Source organism: Serratia sp. CY40230, assembly GCF_052168835.1.
GTDB lineage: Bacteria > Pseudomonadota > Gammaproteobacteria > Enterobacterales > Enterobacteriaceae > Serratia > Serratia nematodiphila.
Genome location: NZ_JBJNLX010000004.1, coordinates 426186 through 444079 on the forward strand (window position 1 = coordinate 426186; position 17894 = coordinate 444079).

The window sequence follows — 17894 nt, forward strand, 5'->3', positions numbered from 1 at the left end:
GAAAAGGGCCGAACGGGGAGACGGTGGCCTCCCCATGTCGCGCCGGTTACTGGTGGGTGACCACCACCAGACGAATGGCGTCCAGGCGCCAGCCGGCTTCATTGAGGTTGGCCAGCACCTGACGGCGGTTGAACTCCAGCGCTTCGACTTCGTCGTCGCGGATGTTCGGGTTGACCGCCTTCAGCGCTTCCAGACGCGCCAGCTCGGCGCTCAGCTTGTCGTCCGCCTCTTGCTTCGCCTGTTCGATAAGCGTGCGCGCCTGCGCTTCCACCAGGCTTTCCGCCTGCTGCAGCATGGCGTGCACGTCTTGCTGCACGGCATTGACCAGCTTGCTGGAGGTGTGGCGGTTGACCGCGTTCAACTGGCGGTTGAAGCTTTCGAACTCGACCTGCGTCGCCAGGTTGGTGCCCTTGCGATCCATCAGCATGCGGATCGGCGTCGGCGGCAGGAAGCGGGTCAGCTGCAGGTGCTTCGGCGCCTGGGCTTCCACCACGTATACCAGCTCAACCAGCAGGGTGCCGACCGGCAACGCTTTGTTTTTCAACAGGGACACCGCGCAGCTGCCGGTATCGCCGGACAGGATCAGATCCAGGCCGTTGCGGATGATCGGGTGTTCCCAGCTGACGAACTGAGCGTCTTCGCGCGACAGCGCCCGATCGCGATCGAAGGTGACGGTGCAGCCGTCCTGCGGCAGGCCTGGGAAGTCCGGCACCAGCATATGGTCGGACGGCGTGAGCACGATCAGGTTGTCGCTGCGATCTTCCTGATTGATGCCGACGATGTCGAACAGGTTGAGCGCGAAGCCCACCAGGTTGACGTCGTTATCCTGCTCGGCGATGGCGGCGGCCAGCGCCTGGGCTTTGTCGCCGCCGTTGGAGTGCATCTCCAGCAGGCGATCGCGGCCCTGTTCCAGCTGCGCTTTCAACTGGTCATGCTGCTGGCGGCAGGCGTGGATGAATTCGTCCAGGCCTTCCTGCTCGGTCGGCGCGGCCAGATAGCCGATCAACTGCTCGTAGCAGCTGTCGTAGATGGTGCGGCCGGTCGGGCAGGTGTGTTCGAAGGCATCCAGCCCTTCGTGGAACCAGCGACCCAGCACCGCCTGCGCGGTGTGCTCCAGGTAAGGCACCATGATTTGGATATCGTGCATCTGGCCGATACGGTCCAGACGGCCGATACGCTGCTCCAGCAGATCCGGGTTGAACGGCAGATCGAACATCACCAGCTGGCTGGCGAACTGGAAGTTGCGGCCTTCGGAACCGATCTCGGAACACAGCAGCACCTGCGCGCCTTCTTCTTCGGAGGCGAAGTAGGCGGCGGCGCGGTCGCGCTCGATGATCGACAGCCCTTCGTGGAACACCGCGGCGCGGATCGCTTCACGTTCGCGCAGCACCTGCTCCAGCTGCAGCGCGGTGTCGGCTTTGGCGCAGATCACCAGCACTTTTTCGTTGCGGTTGGCCAGCAGGTAATCCAGCAGCCACTCGACGCGCGGATCGAAGTTCCACCAGGTGGCGTTTTCGCCTTCGAATTCCTGATAGATCTGCTCCGGGTACAGCATGTCGCGCGCACGGGCTTCGACGGACTTTTTGGCGCCCATGATGCCGGACACTTTGATCGCGGTCTGATATTGGGTTGGCAATGGCAGCTTGATCTGGTGCAGGTTGCGGTGCGGGAAGCCCTTCACGCCGTTACGGGTGTTGCGGAACAGCACGCGGCTGGTGCCGTGGCGATCCATCAGCATCGAAACCAGCTCCTGGCGCGCCTGCTCGGCGTTGTCGCCTTCGCTGTTGGCGGCCTTGAGCAGCGGCTCGATGTCCTGCTCGTCGATCAGCTCGCCCAGCAGGTTAAGCTTGTCGTCGGCCAGGCGTTCACCGCTCAGCAGCAGGGTGACGGCGTCGGCCACCGGACGGTATTTCTGCTGCTCGGCGACGAACTCGCCGTAGTCGTGGAAACGGTTCGGGTCGAGCAGGCGCAGGCGCGCAAAGTGGCTCTGTTGACCGAGCTGTTCCGGGGTGGCGGTCAGCAGCAGCACGCCGGGGATATGCTCGGCCAACTGTTCGATCACCTGATATTCGCGGCTCGGCGCTTCTTCGCTCCAGGCCAGGTGGTGCGCTTCATCGACCACCAGCAGATCCCACTGGGCGTCCGCCAGCTCTTCCAGACGCTGCTTGTTGCGGCGCACGAAGTCCAGCGAGCAGATCACCAGCTGTTCGGTCTCGAACGGGTTGCTGCTGTCGAGCTTGGCTTCGGCGTAGCGGCTGTCGTCGAACAGCGAGAAATAGAGGTTGAAGCGGCGCATCATCTCCACCAGCCACTGGTGCTGCAGCGTTTCCGGCACCACGATCAGCACGCGTTCGGCGCGGCCCGCCAGCAGCTGCTGGTGGATGATCATGCCGGCTTCGATGGTTTTGCCGAGGCCGACTTCGTCCGCCAGCAGAACGCGCGGCGCATGGCGCTGGCCGACTTCATGAGCGATGTGCAGCTGGTGCGGGATCAGGCTGGCGCGCATGCCGCGCAGGCCGGCGAACGGCAGGCGATACTGCTCGCTCTGGTATTTGCGGGCGCGAAAACGCAGCGCGAAACGGTCCATGCGGTCGATTTGGCCGGCGAACAGGCGATCCTGCGGTTTGCTGAAGGTCAGCTTACTGTCCAGCAGCACTTCGCGCATCGCCACGCCGCTTTCCTGAGTGTCCTGGCGGGTGCCGATATAGGTCAACAGACCGTTTTCCTCTTTCACCTCTTCCACCTGCAGCTGCCACCCCTCGTGGCTGCTGACGGTATCGCCCGGGTTGAACATCACACGGGTGATCGGCGAATCGTTTCTGGCATAGAGGCGGTTTTCACCGGTGGCGGGGAAAAGCAGGGTAATCATGCGCGCGTCCAGCGCCACGACGGTGCCCAGTCCTAATTCGCTTTCCGTGTCGCTGATCCAGCGTTGACCAAGAGTAAAAGGCATATATTGTCGGCTCGATTCTTTGTAAGTAAGTCTTGTTACCGGGCGGGAAGGGCCGCGGCACCTGTACTGAACGTCTGCTAATCCCGGTTTGTTTTAAATTTGGCGGGCAATAGCCGTTCACGCCATGCAGACGTCGCGAGACGGCAGGGCTAAGCGTGGTTCAGTTTTGGGAAGGGCGCTATGGTAATGGAAGGCGGCGCGTTCGTCACCTGCAAAACCGGATGATTTTTCTTAACCTGGCGCAATCTCAAAACAGCCCCATCTGCCCGGTGACCAGCGTGGTGAAATCGTCGTGCAAGAAAGGGAGTATAGCGTCTGCCACCGGTTGCAGCTGGCGTTCAAGGTAATGCTGATAGTCGATGGGCGAATGGCGGGTTTCCAGCGGTTCCGGCCCGGCCACGGTCATCACGTAGCTGATCCAGCCGCCGTTCTGATACTGCAGCGGCCGCCCCTGGCTGCGGTTGTAGTCGTCGGCGATGCGCGCGGCGCGTGCGTGCGGCGGCACGTTGCGCTGATAGTCATCGAGCTTTCTGCGCAGCCGCTTGCGGTACACCAGTTGATCGTCGAGGTCGCCGCTCAGGGTTTTACCGACGTAATCGCGCACATAGTCCTGATAAGGTTGCCGTTTGAAGATGCGCTGATAGAGCTGCTGCTGGAACTGCTGCGCCAGCGGCGTCCAGTCGGTGCGCACCGTTTCCAGCCCTTTGTACACCATCTCTTCCTCGCCGTCGGCGCGCGCGATCAGGCCGGCGTAGCGTTTTTTGCTGCCCTGTTCGGCGCCGCGAATGGTCGGCATCAGGAAGCGGGAATAGTGGGTTTCGAACTCCAGTTCCAGCGCGTTCTCTAGCCCGAACTGCTGCTGCAGATGCTGCTGCCACCAGGCGTTAACCCGCTGCACCAGCGCCCGGCCGATCTGCGCCGCCTGCTGCTCGTCATGCGGCTGTTTCAGCCACACGAAGGTGGAGTCGGTGTCGCCGTAAATCACCTGATAGCCTTCGGCTTCGATCAGCTCGCGGGTTTGGCGCATGATCTCGTGGCCGCGCAGGGTGATCGACGACGCCAGCCGCGGATCGAAGAAGCGGCAGCCGCTCGATCCCAGCACGCCGTACAGCGCGTTCATGATGATCTTCAGCGCCTGCGACAGCGGCTTATTGTGCTGGCGTTTGGCGGCCTCGCGCCCCTGCCAGATCTGTTCGACGATCGCCGGCAGGCAGTGTTTACTGCGCGAGAAGCGGGCGTTGCGAAAGCCGGGCACCGAGTCGGCGTCGCTTGGGTGGCGCATGCCTTCCACCAGCCCGACCGGATCGATCAGGAAGGTGCGGATGATCGACGGGTACAGGCTTTTATAGTCCAGTACCAACACCGAATCGTACAGGCCGGGCCGGGAGTCCATCACGAAGCCGCCGGGGCTGTGCTCTTCCGGCTGTTCGCCGAGGTTGGGGGCAACAAAGCCCAGGCGATGCATGCGCGGCATATAGAGGTGGCTGAAGGCCGCCACCGATCCGCCGCTGCGGTCGGCCGCCAGCCCGGTGACGGTGGCGCGCTCCAGCAGGAAGTTGAGCAGGTCGGCCTTGGCGAAGATGCGCGTCACCAGCTCACAGTCCTTCAGGTTGTAGCGAGCCAGCGCCGGCTTGTCTTCGGCGAAGCGCCGGTCGATCTCCGCCATGCGTTGATAAGGATTGTCGATCGCCTTGCCTTCGCCCAGCAGTTCCTGCGAAACGTATTCCAGGCTGAAGGAGGGAAAGTTCCAGGTGGCGGATTTCAGCGCCTCGATGCCATCGATGATCAGGCGGCCGGCGGCGGCGGCGAAAAAGTGATTCTGCTTGAAGCCGTGCTCGCGCCACTCCAGCAGGTTACCGCCGCGCCCCAGCCGCAGCGGGATTTGGTAGCGCTCGGCGTGCTTCTGCAGCACCCGCAGATCGAACTGCACCAGGTTCCAGCCGATGATGGCATCGGGATCGTGCCGCTCCAGCCAGGCGTTCAACCGCTCCAGCAGCTGAGGGCGGCTGGCGCAGTACTCCAGAGCGAAATCCAGCGGCGCATCGTCGCCGTTGGCCGGCCCCAGCATATAGACCTGACGCTGGCCGCAGCCTTCCAGCGCGATGGAGTAAAGCTCGCCGTGGGCGGTGGTTTCGATATCCAGCGACACCAGTTTTAGCGTTGGGCGGTACTCTGGCGCCGGCTTCATTTGGCCGCTGAGCAACGGCCCATTGCCGTCGCCCTGGCCGTTGAACCATACCGGCGCGGTGATGAAGCGTTCCATCAGGTAGCGCTCGGGTGGGCGAATGTCGGCCTCGTAGACCGCAACGCCGCCTTCCCGCAGCAGTTTTTCCAGCTTGATGAGCTGACGGTGCTGGCGGCAGTACAGCCCCAGCATCGGCCGGTGATGAAAATCCGTCAGCGCCAGCGGTTTCAGTTCGATTTGCCGTTCTTCCCGCAGCAGCAGTTCCGCGCGCTGCCTTTGTTCGGCGGGGATAAACGCCACCGAGGTTTGCGGCGGCAGGCGCAGCTGACGCGGGCCGGCGTCGGTCGCCAGCCAGAATTCGACCTCGGTGCCGGCGGGCGTGTCGCGCCAGTGGCGAGTGAGCAGGAAACCCTGTTGCAGTGCTGTCATAACCCCTTCGTCTTCCGCCGGGCGGCGGGCGCGACATTCAGCGAGATGTCGGTTTTGGCGCTAATATAGATAAATTATAGTATGGGTTTTTATACAGTGATTGTCCATTGCCGCGCGGCGTTGCCAAATACGCATACAATTGATCGATTGACTCGTCTGCGGCGGCACTGGAAAATCCTCCGCCCGTTTGGCCCGAATAATCCACAGAGGTGTAATGGAAGCCTATTTACAAGATTTGATCACCCAGTCACTGGCTTTCACCCTGATGGTCGTCCTGCTGGTCGCTTTTCTGGAGTCGCTGGCGCTGGTGGGGCTGCTGCTGCCCGGTACGGTGATGATGGCCAGCATCGGCGCGTTGATCGGCAGCGGCAAGGTGGACTTTTACTACGCCTGGGCGGCGGGCATCGTCGGTTGCCTGCTCGGCGACTGGATCTCTTATTTCGTCGGCCGCGCGTTCAAGGGGCCATTACACCGTTGGTCTTTCCTGAAGAAAAACAAGGCGCTGCTCGACAAAACCGAGCACGCCTTGCACCAGCACAGCATGGCGACCATTCTGATCGGCCGTTTCGTCGGCCCGACGCGCCCGCTGGTGCCGATGGTGGCCGGCATGCTCGATCTACCGCCGTACAAGTTCGCGCTGCCGAACATCATCGGTTGCCTGACCTGGCCGCCGGTTTATTTCTTCCCCGGCATTCTGGCGGGCGTGGCGATCGATATTCCCGCCGGTGCCGACAGCGCGATGTTCAAGTGGCTGCTGCTCGCGGCGGCGTTGCTGGTCTGGCTGGCGGTATGGTTGAGCTGGCGCTGGTGGCGTGAGGGCAAGCGCAACGCCGATCGACTGAGCCGTTGGCTGACGCCGCTGCGGCTGCGCGTGGTGTGCGGATTGAGTTGGCTGGCGGCGCTGGCGGCCGGTTATGCGCTGAGCCAGCAGCCGCTGATGCCGGTGTATCGCCACCTGCTGTGGCAGGTGTTGTCGGGTCAATGACAAAAGGGGGCGAAAGCCCCCGTTCGCCTTACTGGAAGAACGCTTCCAGCTGTTCAAATACCCGCACGTCCTCGCTGTGGCGCCTCACCTGCAGCACGTCTTCCAGCTTTTCCACCTGGCTGATCATTTGCTCCAGCCGCTGATCGTCGGCGACCAGTAGCCAAATGCGGCTTTGCTGGCCGTCCTTCAACGGCAGGCACAGAATGCCTTCGACGTTGAACGCGCGGCGGGCGAACAGCCCGCAAACGTGCGACATCACGCCGGGATGGTTGCGCACCGCCAGCTCCAGGATCACCTGGGGTTTATCTTGTGGTTGCAGCATGGCTTATTCTCCAATCATGTCGATGTTGGCGGCGCCCGGCGGCACCATCGGGAATACTTTTTCGTTGATATCGATCAGCGCGTGGATCAGGCAGGGACCCGGGCGTTGGATCGCCTCGGCCAGCGCCGCCTGCGGATCTTCCGCGGCGTTCAGATCGCAGGTATCCAGCCCGAATCCGGCGGCGATTTTCAGGAAGTCGGTACGTTTCGGATAGGCGGCGGCGAAGATGCGCTGCTGGTAGAACAGGGTTTGCTGCTGGTGCACCAGCCCCAATGCCTGGTTGTTCATCAAAATGATTTTCACGTCCAGATCGTGCTCGACCGCGGTGGCCATTTCCTGAATGTTCATCATCAGGCTGCCGTCGCCGGAGAAGCACAGCACTTTGCGCTCGGGCTCCGCCAACGCTGCGCCGATCGCCGCCGGCAGACCGAAGCCCATGGTGCCCAGGCCGCCCGACGTCAGCCACTGGCGCGGCCGGCTCAGCGGATAGGCCTGCGCCACCCACATCTGATGTTGACCCACGTCGGTGGTGATGATGGCGCTGTCGTCCACGCAGCGCGCGGCGGCCAGCACCAGGCCGTAATGGCTCAGCGGATCGTCGGCGTTAGGCATGTTGAACGGGAATTCGCGTTTCAGGTCGTTGACGGTGTTCAGCCATTCGCTGCGCGGCTGCGTGTCGATCTGCGGCAGCAGCTGGTGCAGCACCTGGCCGACGTCGGCATGGATCGCCACGTTGGCCTGTTTGACCTTGCCCAGCTCGGCGCGGTCGATATCCACATGAATGATGGCGGCGTTAGGGCAGAACTGCTCGGTTTTGCCGATTGCCCGATCGTCGAAGCGCGCGCCCAGCACGATCAGCAGATCGGCTTCCTGCAGAATGAAGTTGGTGCTGCGCGCCGCGTGCATGCCCAGCATGCCCAGCGACAGCGGGTGTTCCACCGGCATCGCGCCCAGCGCCATCAGCGTCATGGTGGTGGGCAGACCGGCGCGTTCGGCCAGCTCCAGCGCTTGCCGGTGGGCGTCGGCGCAGATGATGCCGCCGCCCAGATAGAGGATCGGGCGCTTTGCCCGGTTGATCATCGCGGCGGCCTGCGAAACCAGCGCCGGATCGAAGCTCGGAGCGGCGTCCGGCACGGCGATCGGCGGCAGCTCTTCCAGGGTGATGGTGGCGGTTTGCACGTCTTTCGGCACATCGATCCAGACCGGGCCGGGGCGGCCGGACTCGGCGATGCGGAAGGCGTCGCCAATCACCTGCGGCAGTTCGCGGATATCGCGCACCAGGTGGTTGTGCTTGGTGATCGGAATGGAAATGCCGTAGGTGTCCACTTCCTGGAAGGCGTCGGTGCCGATCATCGAGGAGGGCACCTGACCGGTGATGCACACCAGCGGAATGGAGTCGAGTTTGGCGTCGGCGATGGCGGTGACCAGGTTGGTGGCGCCCGGCCCGCTGGAGGCGATGCACACCGCCGCCTTGCCGTTGGCGCGCGCCATGCCTTGCGCCATAAAGCCCGCGCCCTGTTCGTGGCGCGCCAGCACGTGGTGAATGCGGGTGCTTTGGCTCAGCGCGTCATACAGCGGCAACGCGGCGCCGCCGGGAATGCCGGCGACGGTGGTGATGCCCTGACGCTCCAGCAGATGAACGATCAATTGTGCGCCGGTGAAGCTGGTGCCCGGTTGAGGCGTGCCCGAAGTTGCCATGTTCCTGTCCTTTCTCAAGGCCGGTGAGCTTTTCTGGGCAGGGTGCTAAAACAAGAAACCCCGCCCGGTTTGCGCCGGCGGGGTTTGGGAATCGATGCGTTGATTCGGACCCTACGGCGCATTGCCGACGACCACCACCACACGCACGACGACCACCGCGGCTGGTAGCGCGGTAACTAGTAGGGTCGAAGTCAGCGAGGATGCGATCACAGGGAACCTTATCATCAGTAAAAAAAGTCAGGTTTTTATAAAAACACAGGCGCAAAATTCGCACAACAGGTTTATTGGCGCAGCATAAAAAACGCGCGTCAGATCACGCTTTGCCCGAAATGCCCAGCACGCGCGCTTCGGGCGCGCTGCCGTCCAATAGGGCCTGCGTCGGGCCATCGTAATAGATGCGGCCGTCGACCACCAGCAGCGTGCGCGGCGCGATGCGTGCGGCGTCGTCGAGGTTGTGCGACACCATCAGCAGCGTCAGGTTGCGCTGTTCGCATACCGTCTGCAGCAGTTGCAGCATCTCGTTGCGCAGCGCCGGATCGAGCGCCGAGAAGGGCTCGTCGAGCAGCAGGATCGGCCGTTGGCGAATCAAACAGCGCGCCAGCGCGGCGCGCTGACGCTGGCCGCCGGAAAGTTGCGACGGCAGGCGCTCCAGATGCTCTTCCAGACCGACCTGACGGGCGATCTGCGCCCGCTGTTGGCGCTGCTGTTCAGTCAAGCGCAGTCCGGGATCCAACCCCAGCCCGATGTTCTGCGCCACCGTCAGATGCGCGAACAGGTTGTTTTCCTGAAACAGCATCGACACCGGCCGCTTGGCCGGCGGCGTGGCGGTGTGGTCTTCGCCGTTCAGCAGCAGCCGGCCGCTGGCCGCCGGCAGAAAACCGGCGATCAGGCTCAGCAAGGTGCTTTTACCGGCGCCGCTGGGGCCGAGCACCGCGACGCGCTCGCCCGGCTGGATGCGCAGATCAAAGCGCATCGGCAGGTGTTCATACAGGTAGGTCAGTTTTTCAAGCGTCAGCATGGCGGCCCGGTAAGCGTTCAATCAGGGTAAACAGCAGGAAGCACAGCAGCAACAACAGCAGCGCGGTCACCGCCCCGTCGTTGCTGCGGTAGGCGCCAATCTGCTGATACAGGTAAAAAGGCAGGGTACGGAAATGCTCGTTGCCAAACAAGGCGACCACGCCGAAGTCGCCGATCGACAGCACGCAGGCGAAGGCCAGCGCCTGTGCCAGCGGGCGGCGCAGGGCGCGCAGTTCGATCAGCCGCAGCCGCTGCCAGCCGCGGATATCCAGCGACAGGCACAGCGGGTTGTAACGTTCGGCGAGGTCGCGCATCGGGTTCTCCAACACCTTCAGCGCGTAGGGCACCGCCATCAGCGCATTGGTGAGGATCACCAGCGCATAGGGCGACTGCGGCAACCCCATTGTATCGCTCAGCAGCAGGAAGAAGCCGGTGGCCAGCACGATGCCCGGCATCGCCAGGATCACCATGCCGCTGAGCTCCAGCGCCTGGCCGCCGCGCAGCTGTTGCCGCAGTTTTAGCTCACGGCTGCTCCACAGCAGCATCATCGTGAGCGTCACGCACAGCAGCCCTGCGCCGAGGGCGATGCGCAGCGACGTGAACAGCCCCTGCCACAGCACCGGCTGGCGCAGCACGCTGACCATAGCCTGATTGGCGCCGTCGGCGATCACCGCCAGCAGAGGCGGCAGCAGCAGCAACAGCGCGGCGGCGATTAGCAGAAAATCGCTGATGCGCCGCCACAGGTTGTCTTCCGGGTTGCGCCAGCGCTGGGCGTGGGTATGCCCTACCGGCAATGCCTGGCTCAGGCGTTGGCTGATCAGCACCAGCCCCAGACAACAGCCCAGTTGGATCAGCGCCAGCAGAGCGGCGCGGCCCAGATCGTAGTCGTAACTCAGCGCCTGGTAGATCGCCAGCTCGATGGTGGTGGCCTGCGGCCCGCCGCCCAGTGACAGCACGGTGGCGAAGCTGGCGAAGCACAGCATGAATATCAGCGCGCCGCTCGGCAGGATTTGGCGGCGCAGCGCCGGCCATTCGACGAAGCGGAACTGCTGCCAGCCGTTCATGCCCAGTTGGGCGGCCAGCTGGCGCTGCTCCACCGGAATGTTCTCCAGTGCCTGCAGCAACAGGCGGGTGGCCAGCGGCAGGTTAAAGAACAGGTGCGCCAGCAGAATGCCCTGCAGACCGTAGGGCGAGAAACCATACTCGACGCCCAGCCAGCCGCACAGCGTCGCCAGCCAGCCCTGGCGCCCATAGACGCTGAGCAGGCCGAATACCGCTACCAGCACCGGCAGCACCAGCGTCATGGCGCACAGCCGCAGCAACAACTGCCGGCCGGGGAAACGGCGGCGATAGAGCGCGCGCGCCAGCAGAATGGCGGGCAGCACCGAAATCAGCGCCGACAGCAGCGCCTGCAGGAAGGTGAAGCGCACCACGTGCCACAGGTAACTGTCCTGCCACAGGCTGCGCCAGTCGCTGTCCGGCGTGTGACGCCACAGTGAGCCCAGCGCCAGCGCGGCGACGAGCAGGATCAGCCCGGCGGCCAGCAGCCCCGGCCAGAGCCAGCGGGGGATCAGCGGCTGACGGCGGTTTGCCATGCCCGGATCCAACCGCTGCGTTGTGTGGCCACCTCTTCGGCGCTGTATTGCAGCGCGGTCTGCGGCACGTTCATCTGCTCAAAGCCGACGGGCAGCGGGGTGTTGATCACCGGGTACATCCAGTTGCCGGTCGGGATGGTGTTCTGGAATGCCGGCGTCACCATGAACCGCATGAAACGCTCGGCCAGCTCAGGCTGTTTGGCGGCTTTCAGCTTGCCGGCCACTTCCACCTGCAGGTAGTGGCCTTCGCTGAATGTGGCGGCGGCGTAAAGGTCTTTTTTCTCTTCGATCAGGTGGTAGGCGGGAGAGGTGGTATAGCTGAGCACCAGATCGCCTTCGCCTTTCAGGAACAGGCCGTAGGCTTCGCTCCAGCCTTTGGTGACGGTGACGGTCTTCTTCGCCAACTGCTGCCAGGCGGCCGGCGCCTTGTCGCCATACACTTTCTGCATCCACAGCAACAATCCAAGGCCCGGCGTGCTGGTGCGCGGATCTTCGTAGATCACTTTCCAGTTGCGGTCGCTGCTGACCAGCTCCTGCAGGCTTTTCGGCGGGTTCTTCAGTTTTTCTTTGTTGTAGACGAAGGCGAAGTACCCGTAGTCGTAAGGCACGAAGGTCGCGTCCTGCCAGCCGCCCGGCACCGTCAGCCTGGCGGTATCGACGCCGCTCGGCGCGAACAGGCCGGTTTGCTGCGCCGCCTGCAGCAGGTTGTTGTCCAGCCCCAGCACCACGTCGGCGGCGCTGTTCTTGCCCTCCATGCGCAGGCGGTTCAGCAACGAGACGCCGTCTTCCAGCGCCACGAACTTCAGTTCACAGTCGCATTCGGCCTCGAAGGCTTTTTTCACCGCCGGGCCAGGGCCCCAGTCGGCGGCGAAGGAATCGTAGGTGTAAACCGTCAGCGTCGGCTTGGCGAACGCCGGCGCGGCGCACAGCAGCAATAAGCAGGGCAGATATTTTTTGACCACGTTGCACTCCTGAAAAATAAGGGGGCAAGGGCATCTGAGGGGGCGAGGCGGCGTCGCCGGTTCGCTGGGCTCAAATCCCTCCGCCGGTATTGACCGGATCAGGTTCGACGGGTGTGCTCTCAGCGGAAAATCAGGCTTATTACGCGGCCTGGCTCTCCGCACCCCGTTGAGACGGCGCTATTGTAAAGATTAACCGACTTGGGCGAAAGGCGCTTATGTCTCCGGCGGGGCAAACCAGGCGGACTTGAAGTCGAACCAGCCGAGGGTGTTCATCCGCACGCCGCGCATGCTGCGCTGGCCGTGCAGCTGCAGCCAGTGGTGGAACAGCGGATGCAGCTGGTGGTTGCTGACCAGACGTTGGCAGAACTCCGCCAGCGGCAGGCGGTTGGCGCGCCACAGCGCCGCGTCCTGCGCCAGATCTTCGTTCATGCAATGCTGCATCAGCGGCAGTTCGTACAGCGTGGCGAACAGCGAAAACTCCAGCGGCAGATAGAAGTTGGCGCTGCCAAGCCACAGATCGCTGCGCGCGTCGCCCTGGTGCCAGGTGGCGTAATCCACGCTTTGCACGATCAGGCGGATGCCGTGCTGCGCCAGCAGCGGCTCGATCGCCTGACGGATGGCGTGAAACTCCGAATGCTCATTGAAGTGGGTCATCGTCAGTTCGGTCAGCCCCGCCGGTTTGGGCTGCTGCGCCAGCGCGCGGTTGTGGTGCCAACGGGGCAGCAGGCCGTACGCCGGCGACCAGTAGCGTTGGTAGAGCGGCCCGGCGTGGCTCAGCAGCGAAATGGGATTGATCAATTCGCACAGCCAGCTGCGAATGGTGGGATCGGCGGCCAGCGGGGAGCGCCGGTCGAACAGCAGGAAATAGCAGCCCTCTTCCAGCCGGCTTTCCAGTTCGTTGTTGCCGGTTTCATCGCCCTGCAGCTGTACGCCGGAATGCACCAGTTCTTCGGAGAACTCCGGCAGCACCCAGATATTCACCTCGTCGATCAGCGCCCGGTAGCCAAAATAGTCGTCGAAGGCGTGGATCTTCATCTGGCTGGGGAGATTGCGCACTACGCGATAGGGGCCGGTGCCGATCGGATGGCGGGCGAAATCCGGCAGTTCGCGCCATTCGCGCGGCAGGATCATGGCGTGCACGCTGCCCAGCAGCCAGGGCAGCCAGTGGTCGGGGCTGCGCAGATGCACGTCAATCACGAATGGCGTCGGCGAGGTGACGCTCTCGATATGCGAGAACAGCGGTTGCGAGGTCAGACGCGAGAGAGAAGTAATGACGTCCGCCATCTCCAGCTCGCGGCCGTGATGAAAATGGATCGCCGGGCGCAGGTAAAATCGCCAGTGCAGTGGCGTCAACGCCTGCCAATGGTGAGACAGATCGGACTCCAGTTCCCCGTTTTCCTCATTTATGCGCGTCAGGCCGTTGAAGATCTGGCGCGCCAGATGGGTTTCCGAACGCCGCAGCGCCGAGCCGGGCAGCAGGTTGTACAACTGCCGGTAGTAGAGCACCCGCAGGATGTGTTTCCCCTGGCGGAAGCTACGCCCCAGCTGTGACAGCAGCATCTGGCGCACCACGTTTTTGTCGCCCACCAGTTGCACCAGCTGATCGATGCGATCCTGTTCCAGCAGCTCCTCGGCCCGCTGTTGCTGCAGCGCCAGGCCGGTGTAGTGGAAGGTTAGCCGCGAACGCTTGCCGCGCCCCGACTCCGCCTGCCAGGTGAGCCAGCCTTCCCGCTGCATGGCGCTCAGCAGGGAGCGCACGTGGCGCCGCGAGCAGCTGAGCACCTCCGCCAGATCCTGCAGCGTGGTGTCGGTGGTTTCACCGTGGCAGCGCTGCCACAGGCGGATGAACTGCTGCTGCAATCTGGACGTGGACATAAAAGAGGAACGCTCCCGCTTCAACTCGTCAATTTTTCTTTCCCTATATTACGCCGATAATTTTCATCAATGAAAGGGGAGGGCGTAATCATGAAAGCTTTCTTATCCAGGCAGTTCTATCAGCGCTATTTCAGCGCGGTGCGCCGCCAGCGAGCCGACTGGCTGAGCGTGGTGCCCGAACAGGCGCGGCTGGCGATGCTGGCGCACCTGACGCAATGGGACATTAAAGAGATGACCGATAAGCAGTATCGCGAGCACCTGTAGGGGCTGCGGCAACAAGTTTCTGAGTAATGGTGCTGTTTCACCAGCCAGTGGGGCGACCCACTGGTTTTTTTATGCGCGGTCATGGCGATGTGCTTGCATTTTTCTCGCCGTGGCCTAAGGTTCTTTCTTCTGCTTTGAGGTCAGGGAAGACGATATGCAACGCCTGAGCCGGTTGTCACTGCGTATTAACCCCATCTTTGCCGCATTCCTGCTGATCGCTTTTCTCTCCGGCATCGCCGGCGCGTTGCTGACGCCGACGCTCAGTCTGTTTCTGACCACCGAGGTCAAAGTGCGGCCGCTGTGGGTCGGGCTGTTTTACACCGCCAATGCGGTGGCCGGCATCGTGGTCAGTTTTCTGCTGGCCAAGCGCTCCGACACCCGCGGCGATCGGCGCAGGCTGATCCTGCTGTGCTGCCTGATGGCGGTCGGCAACTGCCTGCTGTTCGCCTTTAACCGCGACTACCTGACGCTGATCACCGCCGGGGTGCTGATGTCCGCCGTTGCCAACACCGCCATGCCGCAGATTTTCGCGTTGGCGCGGGAATACGCCGACAGCGAGGCGCGTGAGGTGGTGATGTTCAGCTCGGTGATGCGCGCCCAGCTTTCGCTGGCGTGGGTGATCGGCCCGCCGCTGTCGTTTGCGCTGGCGCTGAACTATGGGTTCACCGTGATGTTCCTGATCGCCGCCGCCACCTTCGCAGTTTGCGTGCTGCTGGTAGGGTTTATGCTGCCTTCGGTGCCGCGTGCGGCGGAGAATGGGGAGCTGCAGGGCGGGATGTCTGCGCCGATCGCGCCCGCCAGCGCCTGGCGCAATCGCGATGTGCGGCTGCTGTTCATCGCTTCGATGCTGATGTGGACCTGCAATACCTTGTATATCATCGATATGCCGCTGTATATCACCGCCGATCTCGGGCTGCCGGAAGGGCTGGCCGGGGTGCTGATGGGCACTGCCGCCGGGTTGGAAATCCCGGCAATGCTGCTGGCCGGTTATTACGTCAAACGTTTCGGCAAGCGCAACATGATGCTGCTGGCGGTGGCGGCGGGCGTGCTGTTTTATCTCGGGCTGACGGTGTTGGCGACCAAGCCGGCCCTGATCGCGCTGCAGCTGCTCAACGCGGTGTTTATCGGCATCGTCGCCGGTATCGGCATGCTCTATTTTCAGGATTTGATGCCGGGCCGGCCGGGCGCCGCCACCACGCTGTTCACCAACAGCATCTCTACCGGGGTGATCCTGGCCGGGGTGCTGCAGGGCGCGCTGGTGGAGAATTTCGGTCATGGTTCGGTGTATTGGATGGCGGCGCTGCTGGCGCTGGCGGCGCTCGGGATGAGCGCCAAAGTGCGTGAAGTGTGAGGTTAAACGACGGCATTCTTGATGCAAGTCATTGAGAAGGCTAAGCCGGGCGCTCAAGCTGAAGGCATATGGCGCGCGATCGTTGCGCCCACGCCCGTCTCGCTATTGAGATGCCGCCCTGTCGTTTAGAACAGTGGGAACGTTATGGATAAACTCACACCGCTCAAACCGCTTCCTTCCCTGTGCGCCCTTGGCGCCACGCTGATTATCTGGTTCCTCATTCCCGTGCCGGAGGGCGTTGCGCCCAACGCCTGGCAGCTGCTGGCGCTGTTTATCGGCACCATCATCGCCATCATCGGCAAGGCGATGCCGATCGGCGCGGTCTCGGTGATCGCCATCGCTCTGGTGGCGGTGACCGGCGTCACCAACCCCGGCAAGCCGGGCGCCGCGCTGGACGACGCGCTCAGCGGCTTTTCCAACCAGCTGATCTGGCTGATCGGCTTTTCGATCATGATCTCCCTCAGCCTGAACAAAACCGGGCTGGGCGCGCGCATCGGCTACTACTTTATTTCGCTGTTCGGCAAGAAAACGCTGGGCATCGCCTACGCGCTGACGCTGGCGGAAACCACGCTGGCGCCGGTGACGCCGAGCAACACCGCGCGCGGCGGCGGCATCATTCACCCGATCATGAAGTCGATCGCCGACAGCTTCGGCTCCAAACCCGAGCTCAATACCTCCGGCAAAATCGGCCGCTACCTGTCGCTGGTGAACTACAACATCAACCCGGTCACCTCGGCGATGTTTATCACCGCCACCGCGCCTAACCCGCTGATCGTTAGCCTGATCGCCAAAGGTACCCACGGCAGCTTCGAGCTGTCCTGGTCGATGTGGGCGGTCGCCGCCCTGGTACCGGGGCTGTGCTCGTTGATCGTGATGCCGCTGGTTATCTACCTGCTGTATCCGCCTGAGGTGAAAAGTACCCCGGACGCGCCGCGCTTCGCGCGCGAAAAGCTGCAGGCGCTGGGGCCGGTGACGCTGCCGGAGAAAATTACCCTCGGGGTGTTCGCGCTGTTGCTGGTGTTGTGGGCCGGCATACCGGCGATGATCTTCGGCCCGGCGCTGGCGGTCAATCCCACCACCGCGGCGCTGATCGGCCTGGCGGTATTGCTGGCCACCGGCGTGCTGAGCTGGGAGGATGTGCTGAAGCATAAAGGCGCCTGGGACACCGTGGTGTGGTTCTCGGCGCTGGTGATGATGGCCAGCTTCCTCGGCAAGCTGGGGCTGATCGGCTGGCTGTCGCAAACCGTCGGCAACGGCATCGACCGTATGGGCATGAGCTGGGTGGGCGGCACGATCTTGCTGACCCTCATCTATTTGTATTCACACTATTTCTTCGCCAGCACCACTGCGCACGTGACGGCGATGTTCGCCGCCTTCTTCGCTGCCGGCATCGCGCTCGGCGCGCCACCGGCGCTGCTGGGCCTGATCCTGGCGTTCTCTTCTTCGCTGATGATGTCGCTGACGCATTACGGTACCGGCACCGCGCCGATCATCTTTGGGTCCGGCTATGTGACGTTGGGTGAGTGGTGGAAAGCGGGATGGGTGATGAGCGTGGTTAACCTGCTGATCTGGATAGTGATCGGCGGCACATGGTGGAAGCTGCTGGGCTACTGGTGAGGAAAAAATTCACCCGCCGGGCGGCGGGTGAAGGGGATTAATTCAGAAACGCCGGCTGCTGCGCTTCGTAGCGGGAGATGTCCGCTTCATGCTGCAGCGTCAGGCCGATGCTGTCCAGCCCGTTGATCATGCAGTGGCGGCGGAAGCTGTCTATTTCGAACGGATAGCTTTTGCCACCGGCGTTGACCGTCTGGTTCTCCAGATCCACCACGAACTCCGTCCCCTCGTTGGCGTCCACCAGCTTGAACAGCTCATCCACCTGCTGCTCGCTCAGCGTCACCGGCAACAGCTGGTTGTTGAACGAGTTGCCGTAGAAGATATCGGCAAAGCTCGGCGCGATCACCACTTTGAACCCGTAGTCGGTCAGCGCCCAGGGGGCGTGTTCGCGCGAAGAGCCGCAGCCGAAGTTTTCGCGCGCCAACAGGATGCTGGCGCCTTTATAGCGCGGTTTGTTCAGCACGAACGCCGGGTTCGGTTGCTGGCCGGAATCGTCGAGGAAGCGCCAGTCGTTGAACAGGTGCTGGCCGAAACCGGTGCGGGTGACCTTCTGCAAAAACTGCTTGGGAATAATGGCGTCGGTGTCGACGTTGGCCGCATCCAAAGGCACCACTAAGCCGGTATGTTGAGTAAATTTAGCCACG

General features: G+C 62.9%; 14 protein-coding genes and 1 riboswitch. Of the genes, 4 read left to right on the forward strand and 10 right to left on the reverse strand.

Translation table 11 applies throughout. The features are described from left to right. Window positions 1-46 precede the first annotated feature (46 nt). The gene (gene rapA / locus ACJ8IJ_RS16640; protein WP_442518824.1) at window positions 47-2953 is read right to left on the reverse strand and encodes an RNA polymerase-associated protein RapA; all 2907 of its coding nucleotides are present in this window, start codon (window positions 2951-2953) and stop codon (window positions 47-49) included. A gap of 247 nt (window positions 2954-3200) precedes the next feature. Further along, on the reverse strand, window positions 3201-5567 hold the full coding sequence (locus tag ACJ8IJ_RS16645; protein WP_442518825.1) for a DNA polymerase II: 2367 nt from the start codon (window positions 5565-5567) through the stop codon (window positions 3201-3203). A gap of 214 nt (window positions 5568-5781) precedes the next feature. Between ACJ8IJ_RS16645 and ACJ8IJ_RS16650 the strand changes: the two genes are divergently transcribed. Further along, window positions 5782-6552, forward strand: a complete 771-nt coding sequence (locus ACJ8IJ_RS16650; RefSeq protein WP_004932860.1) for a DedA family protein — start codon at window positions 5782-5784, stop codon at window positions 6550-6552. 28 nt (window positions 6553-6580) lie between these two features. Here ACJ8IJ_RS16650 and ilvN read toward each other — a convergent pair whose 3' ends face one another. From ilvN to sgrR, 7 genes are all read right to left on the reverse strand, one after another. Continuing rightward, window positions 6581-6874 (reverse strand): acetolactate synthase small subunit, encoded by a 294-nt coding sequence (gene ilvN, locus ACJ8IJ_RS16655; protein WP_004932856.1) that lies wholly within the window; start codon window positions 6872-6874, stop codon window positions 6581-6583. 3 nt (window positions 6875-6877) lie between these two features. Next, window positions 6878-8572, reverse strand: a complete 1695-nt coding sequence (ilvB, locus tag ACJ8IJ_RS16660) for an acetolactate synthase large subunit (protein WP_440484649.1) — start codon at window positions 8570-8572, stop codon at window positions 6878-6880. A 111-nt stretch (window positions 8573-8683) separates the two neighbouring features. Then, window positions 8684-8797: an ilvB operon leader peptide IvbL gene (ivbL, locus tag ACJ8IJ_RS16665; protein WP_154747116.1), complete on the reverse strand. Its 114-nt coding sequence runs from the start codon at window positions 8795-8797 to the stop codon at window positions 8684-8686. 88 nt (window positions 8798-8885) lie between these two features. Further along, complete coding sequence (gene thiQ / locus ACJ8IJ_RS16670) at window positions 8886-9590, reverse strand: thiamine ABC transporter ATP-binding protein ThiQ (protein WP_197753550.1); 705 nt, start codon at window positions 9588-9590, stop codon at window positions 8886-8888. Next, the gene (gene thiP / locus ACJ8IJ_RS16675; protein WP_442518826.1) at window positions 9577-11184 is read right to left on the reverse strand and encodes a thiamine/thiamine pyrophosphate ABC transporter permease ThiP; all 1608 of its coding nucleotides are present in this window, start codon (window positions 11182-11184) and stop codon (window positions 9577-9579) included. Before thiP ends, thiQ begins: the two co-directional genes overlap by 14 nt. After that, on the reverse strand, window positions 11160-12146 hold the full coding sequence (thiB, locus tag ACJ8IJ_RS16680) for a thiamine ABC transporter substrate binding subunit (RefSeq protein WP_004932842.1): 987 nt from the start codon (window positions 12144-12146) through the stop codon (window positions 11160-11162). The genes thiP and thiB overlap by 25 nt, the downstream gene beginning before the upstream one ends. Window positions 12147-12203: 57 nt before the next feature. Then, window positions 12204-12322, reverse strand: a riboswitch (TPP riboswitch). Between the two features lie 37 nt (window positions 12323-12359). Then, window positions 12360-14021, reverse strand: a complete 1662-nt coding sequence (gene sgrR / locus ACJ8IJ_RS16685) for an HTH-type transcriptional regulator SgrR (protein ID WP_442518827.1) — start codon at window positions 14019-14021, stop codon at window positions 12360-12362. Between the two features lie 90 nt (window positions 14022-14111). Between sgrR and sgrT the strand changes: the two genes are divergently transcribed. The 3 genes from sgrT to ACJ8IJ_RS16700 all read left to right on the forward strand — a co-directional run bounded on the left by sgrT (window position 14112) and on the right by ACJ8IJ_RS16700 (window position 17253). After that, a complete protein-coding gene (gene sgrT, locus ACJ8IJ_RS16690) occupies window positions 14112-14285 on the forward strand; it encodes a glucose uptake inhibitor SgrT (RefSeq protein ID WP_004932838.1) in 174 nt (57 codons plus the stop codon). 154 nt (window positions 14286-14439) lie between these two features. Continuing rightward, window positions 14440-15636, forward strand: a complete 1197-nt coding sequence (locus tag ACJ8IJ_RS16695) for a sugar efflux transporter (RefSeq protein WP_049188008.1) — start codon at window positions 14440-14442, stop codon at window positions 15634-15636. Window positions 15637-15780: 144 nt separating this feature from the next. Beyond that, window positions 15781-17253 (forward strand): DASS family sodium-coupled anion symporter, encoded by a 1473-nt coding sequence (locus tag ACJ8IJ_RS16700; RefSeq protein ID WP_350982469.1) that lies wholly within the window; start codon window positions 15781-15783, stop codon window positions 17251-17253. A 37-nt stretch (window positions 17254-17290) separates the two neighbouring features. Here the strand turns inward: ACJ8IJ_RS16700 and leuD are convergent, their stop codons facing one another. Beyond that, on the reverse strand, window positions 17291-17893 hold the full coding sequence (leuD, locus tag ACJ8IJ_RS16705) for a 3-isopropylmalate dehydratase small subunit (protein ID WP_442518828.1): 603 nt from the start codon (window positions 17891-17893) through the stop codon (window positions 17291-17293). Window position 17894: the final 1 nt, after the last annotated feature.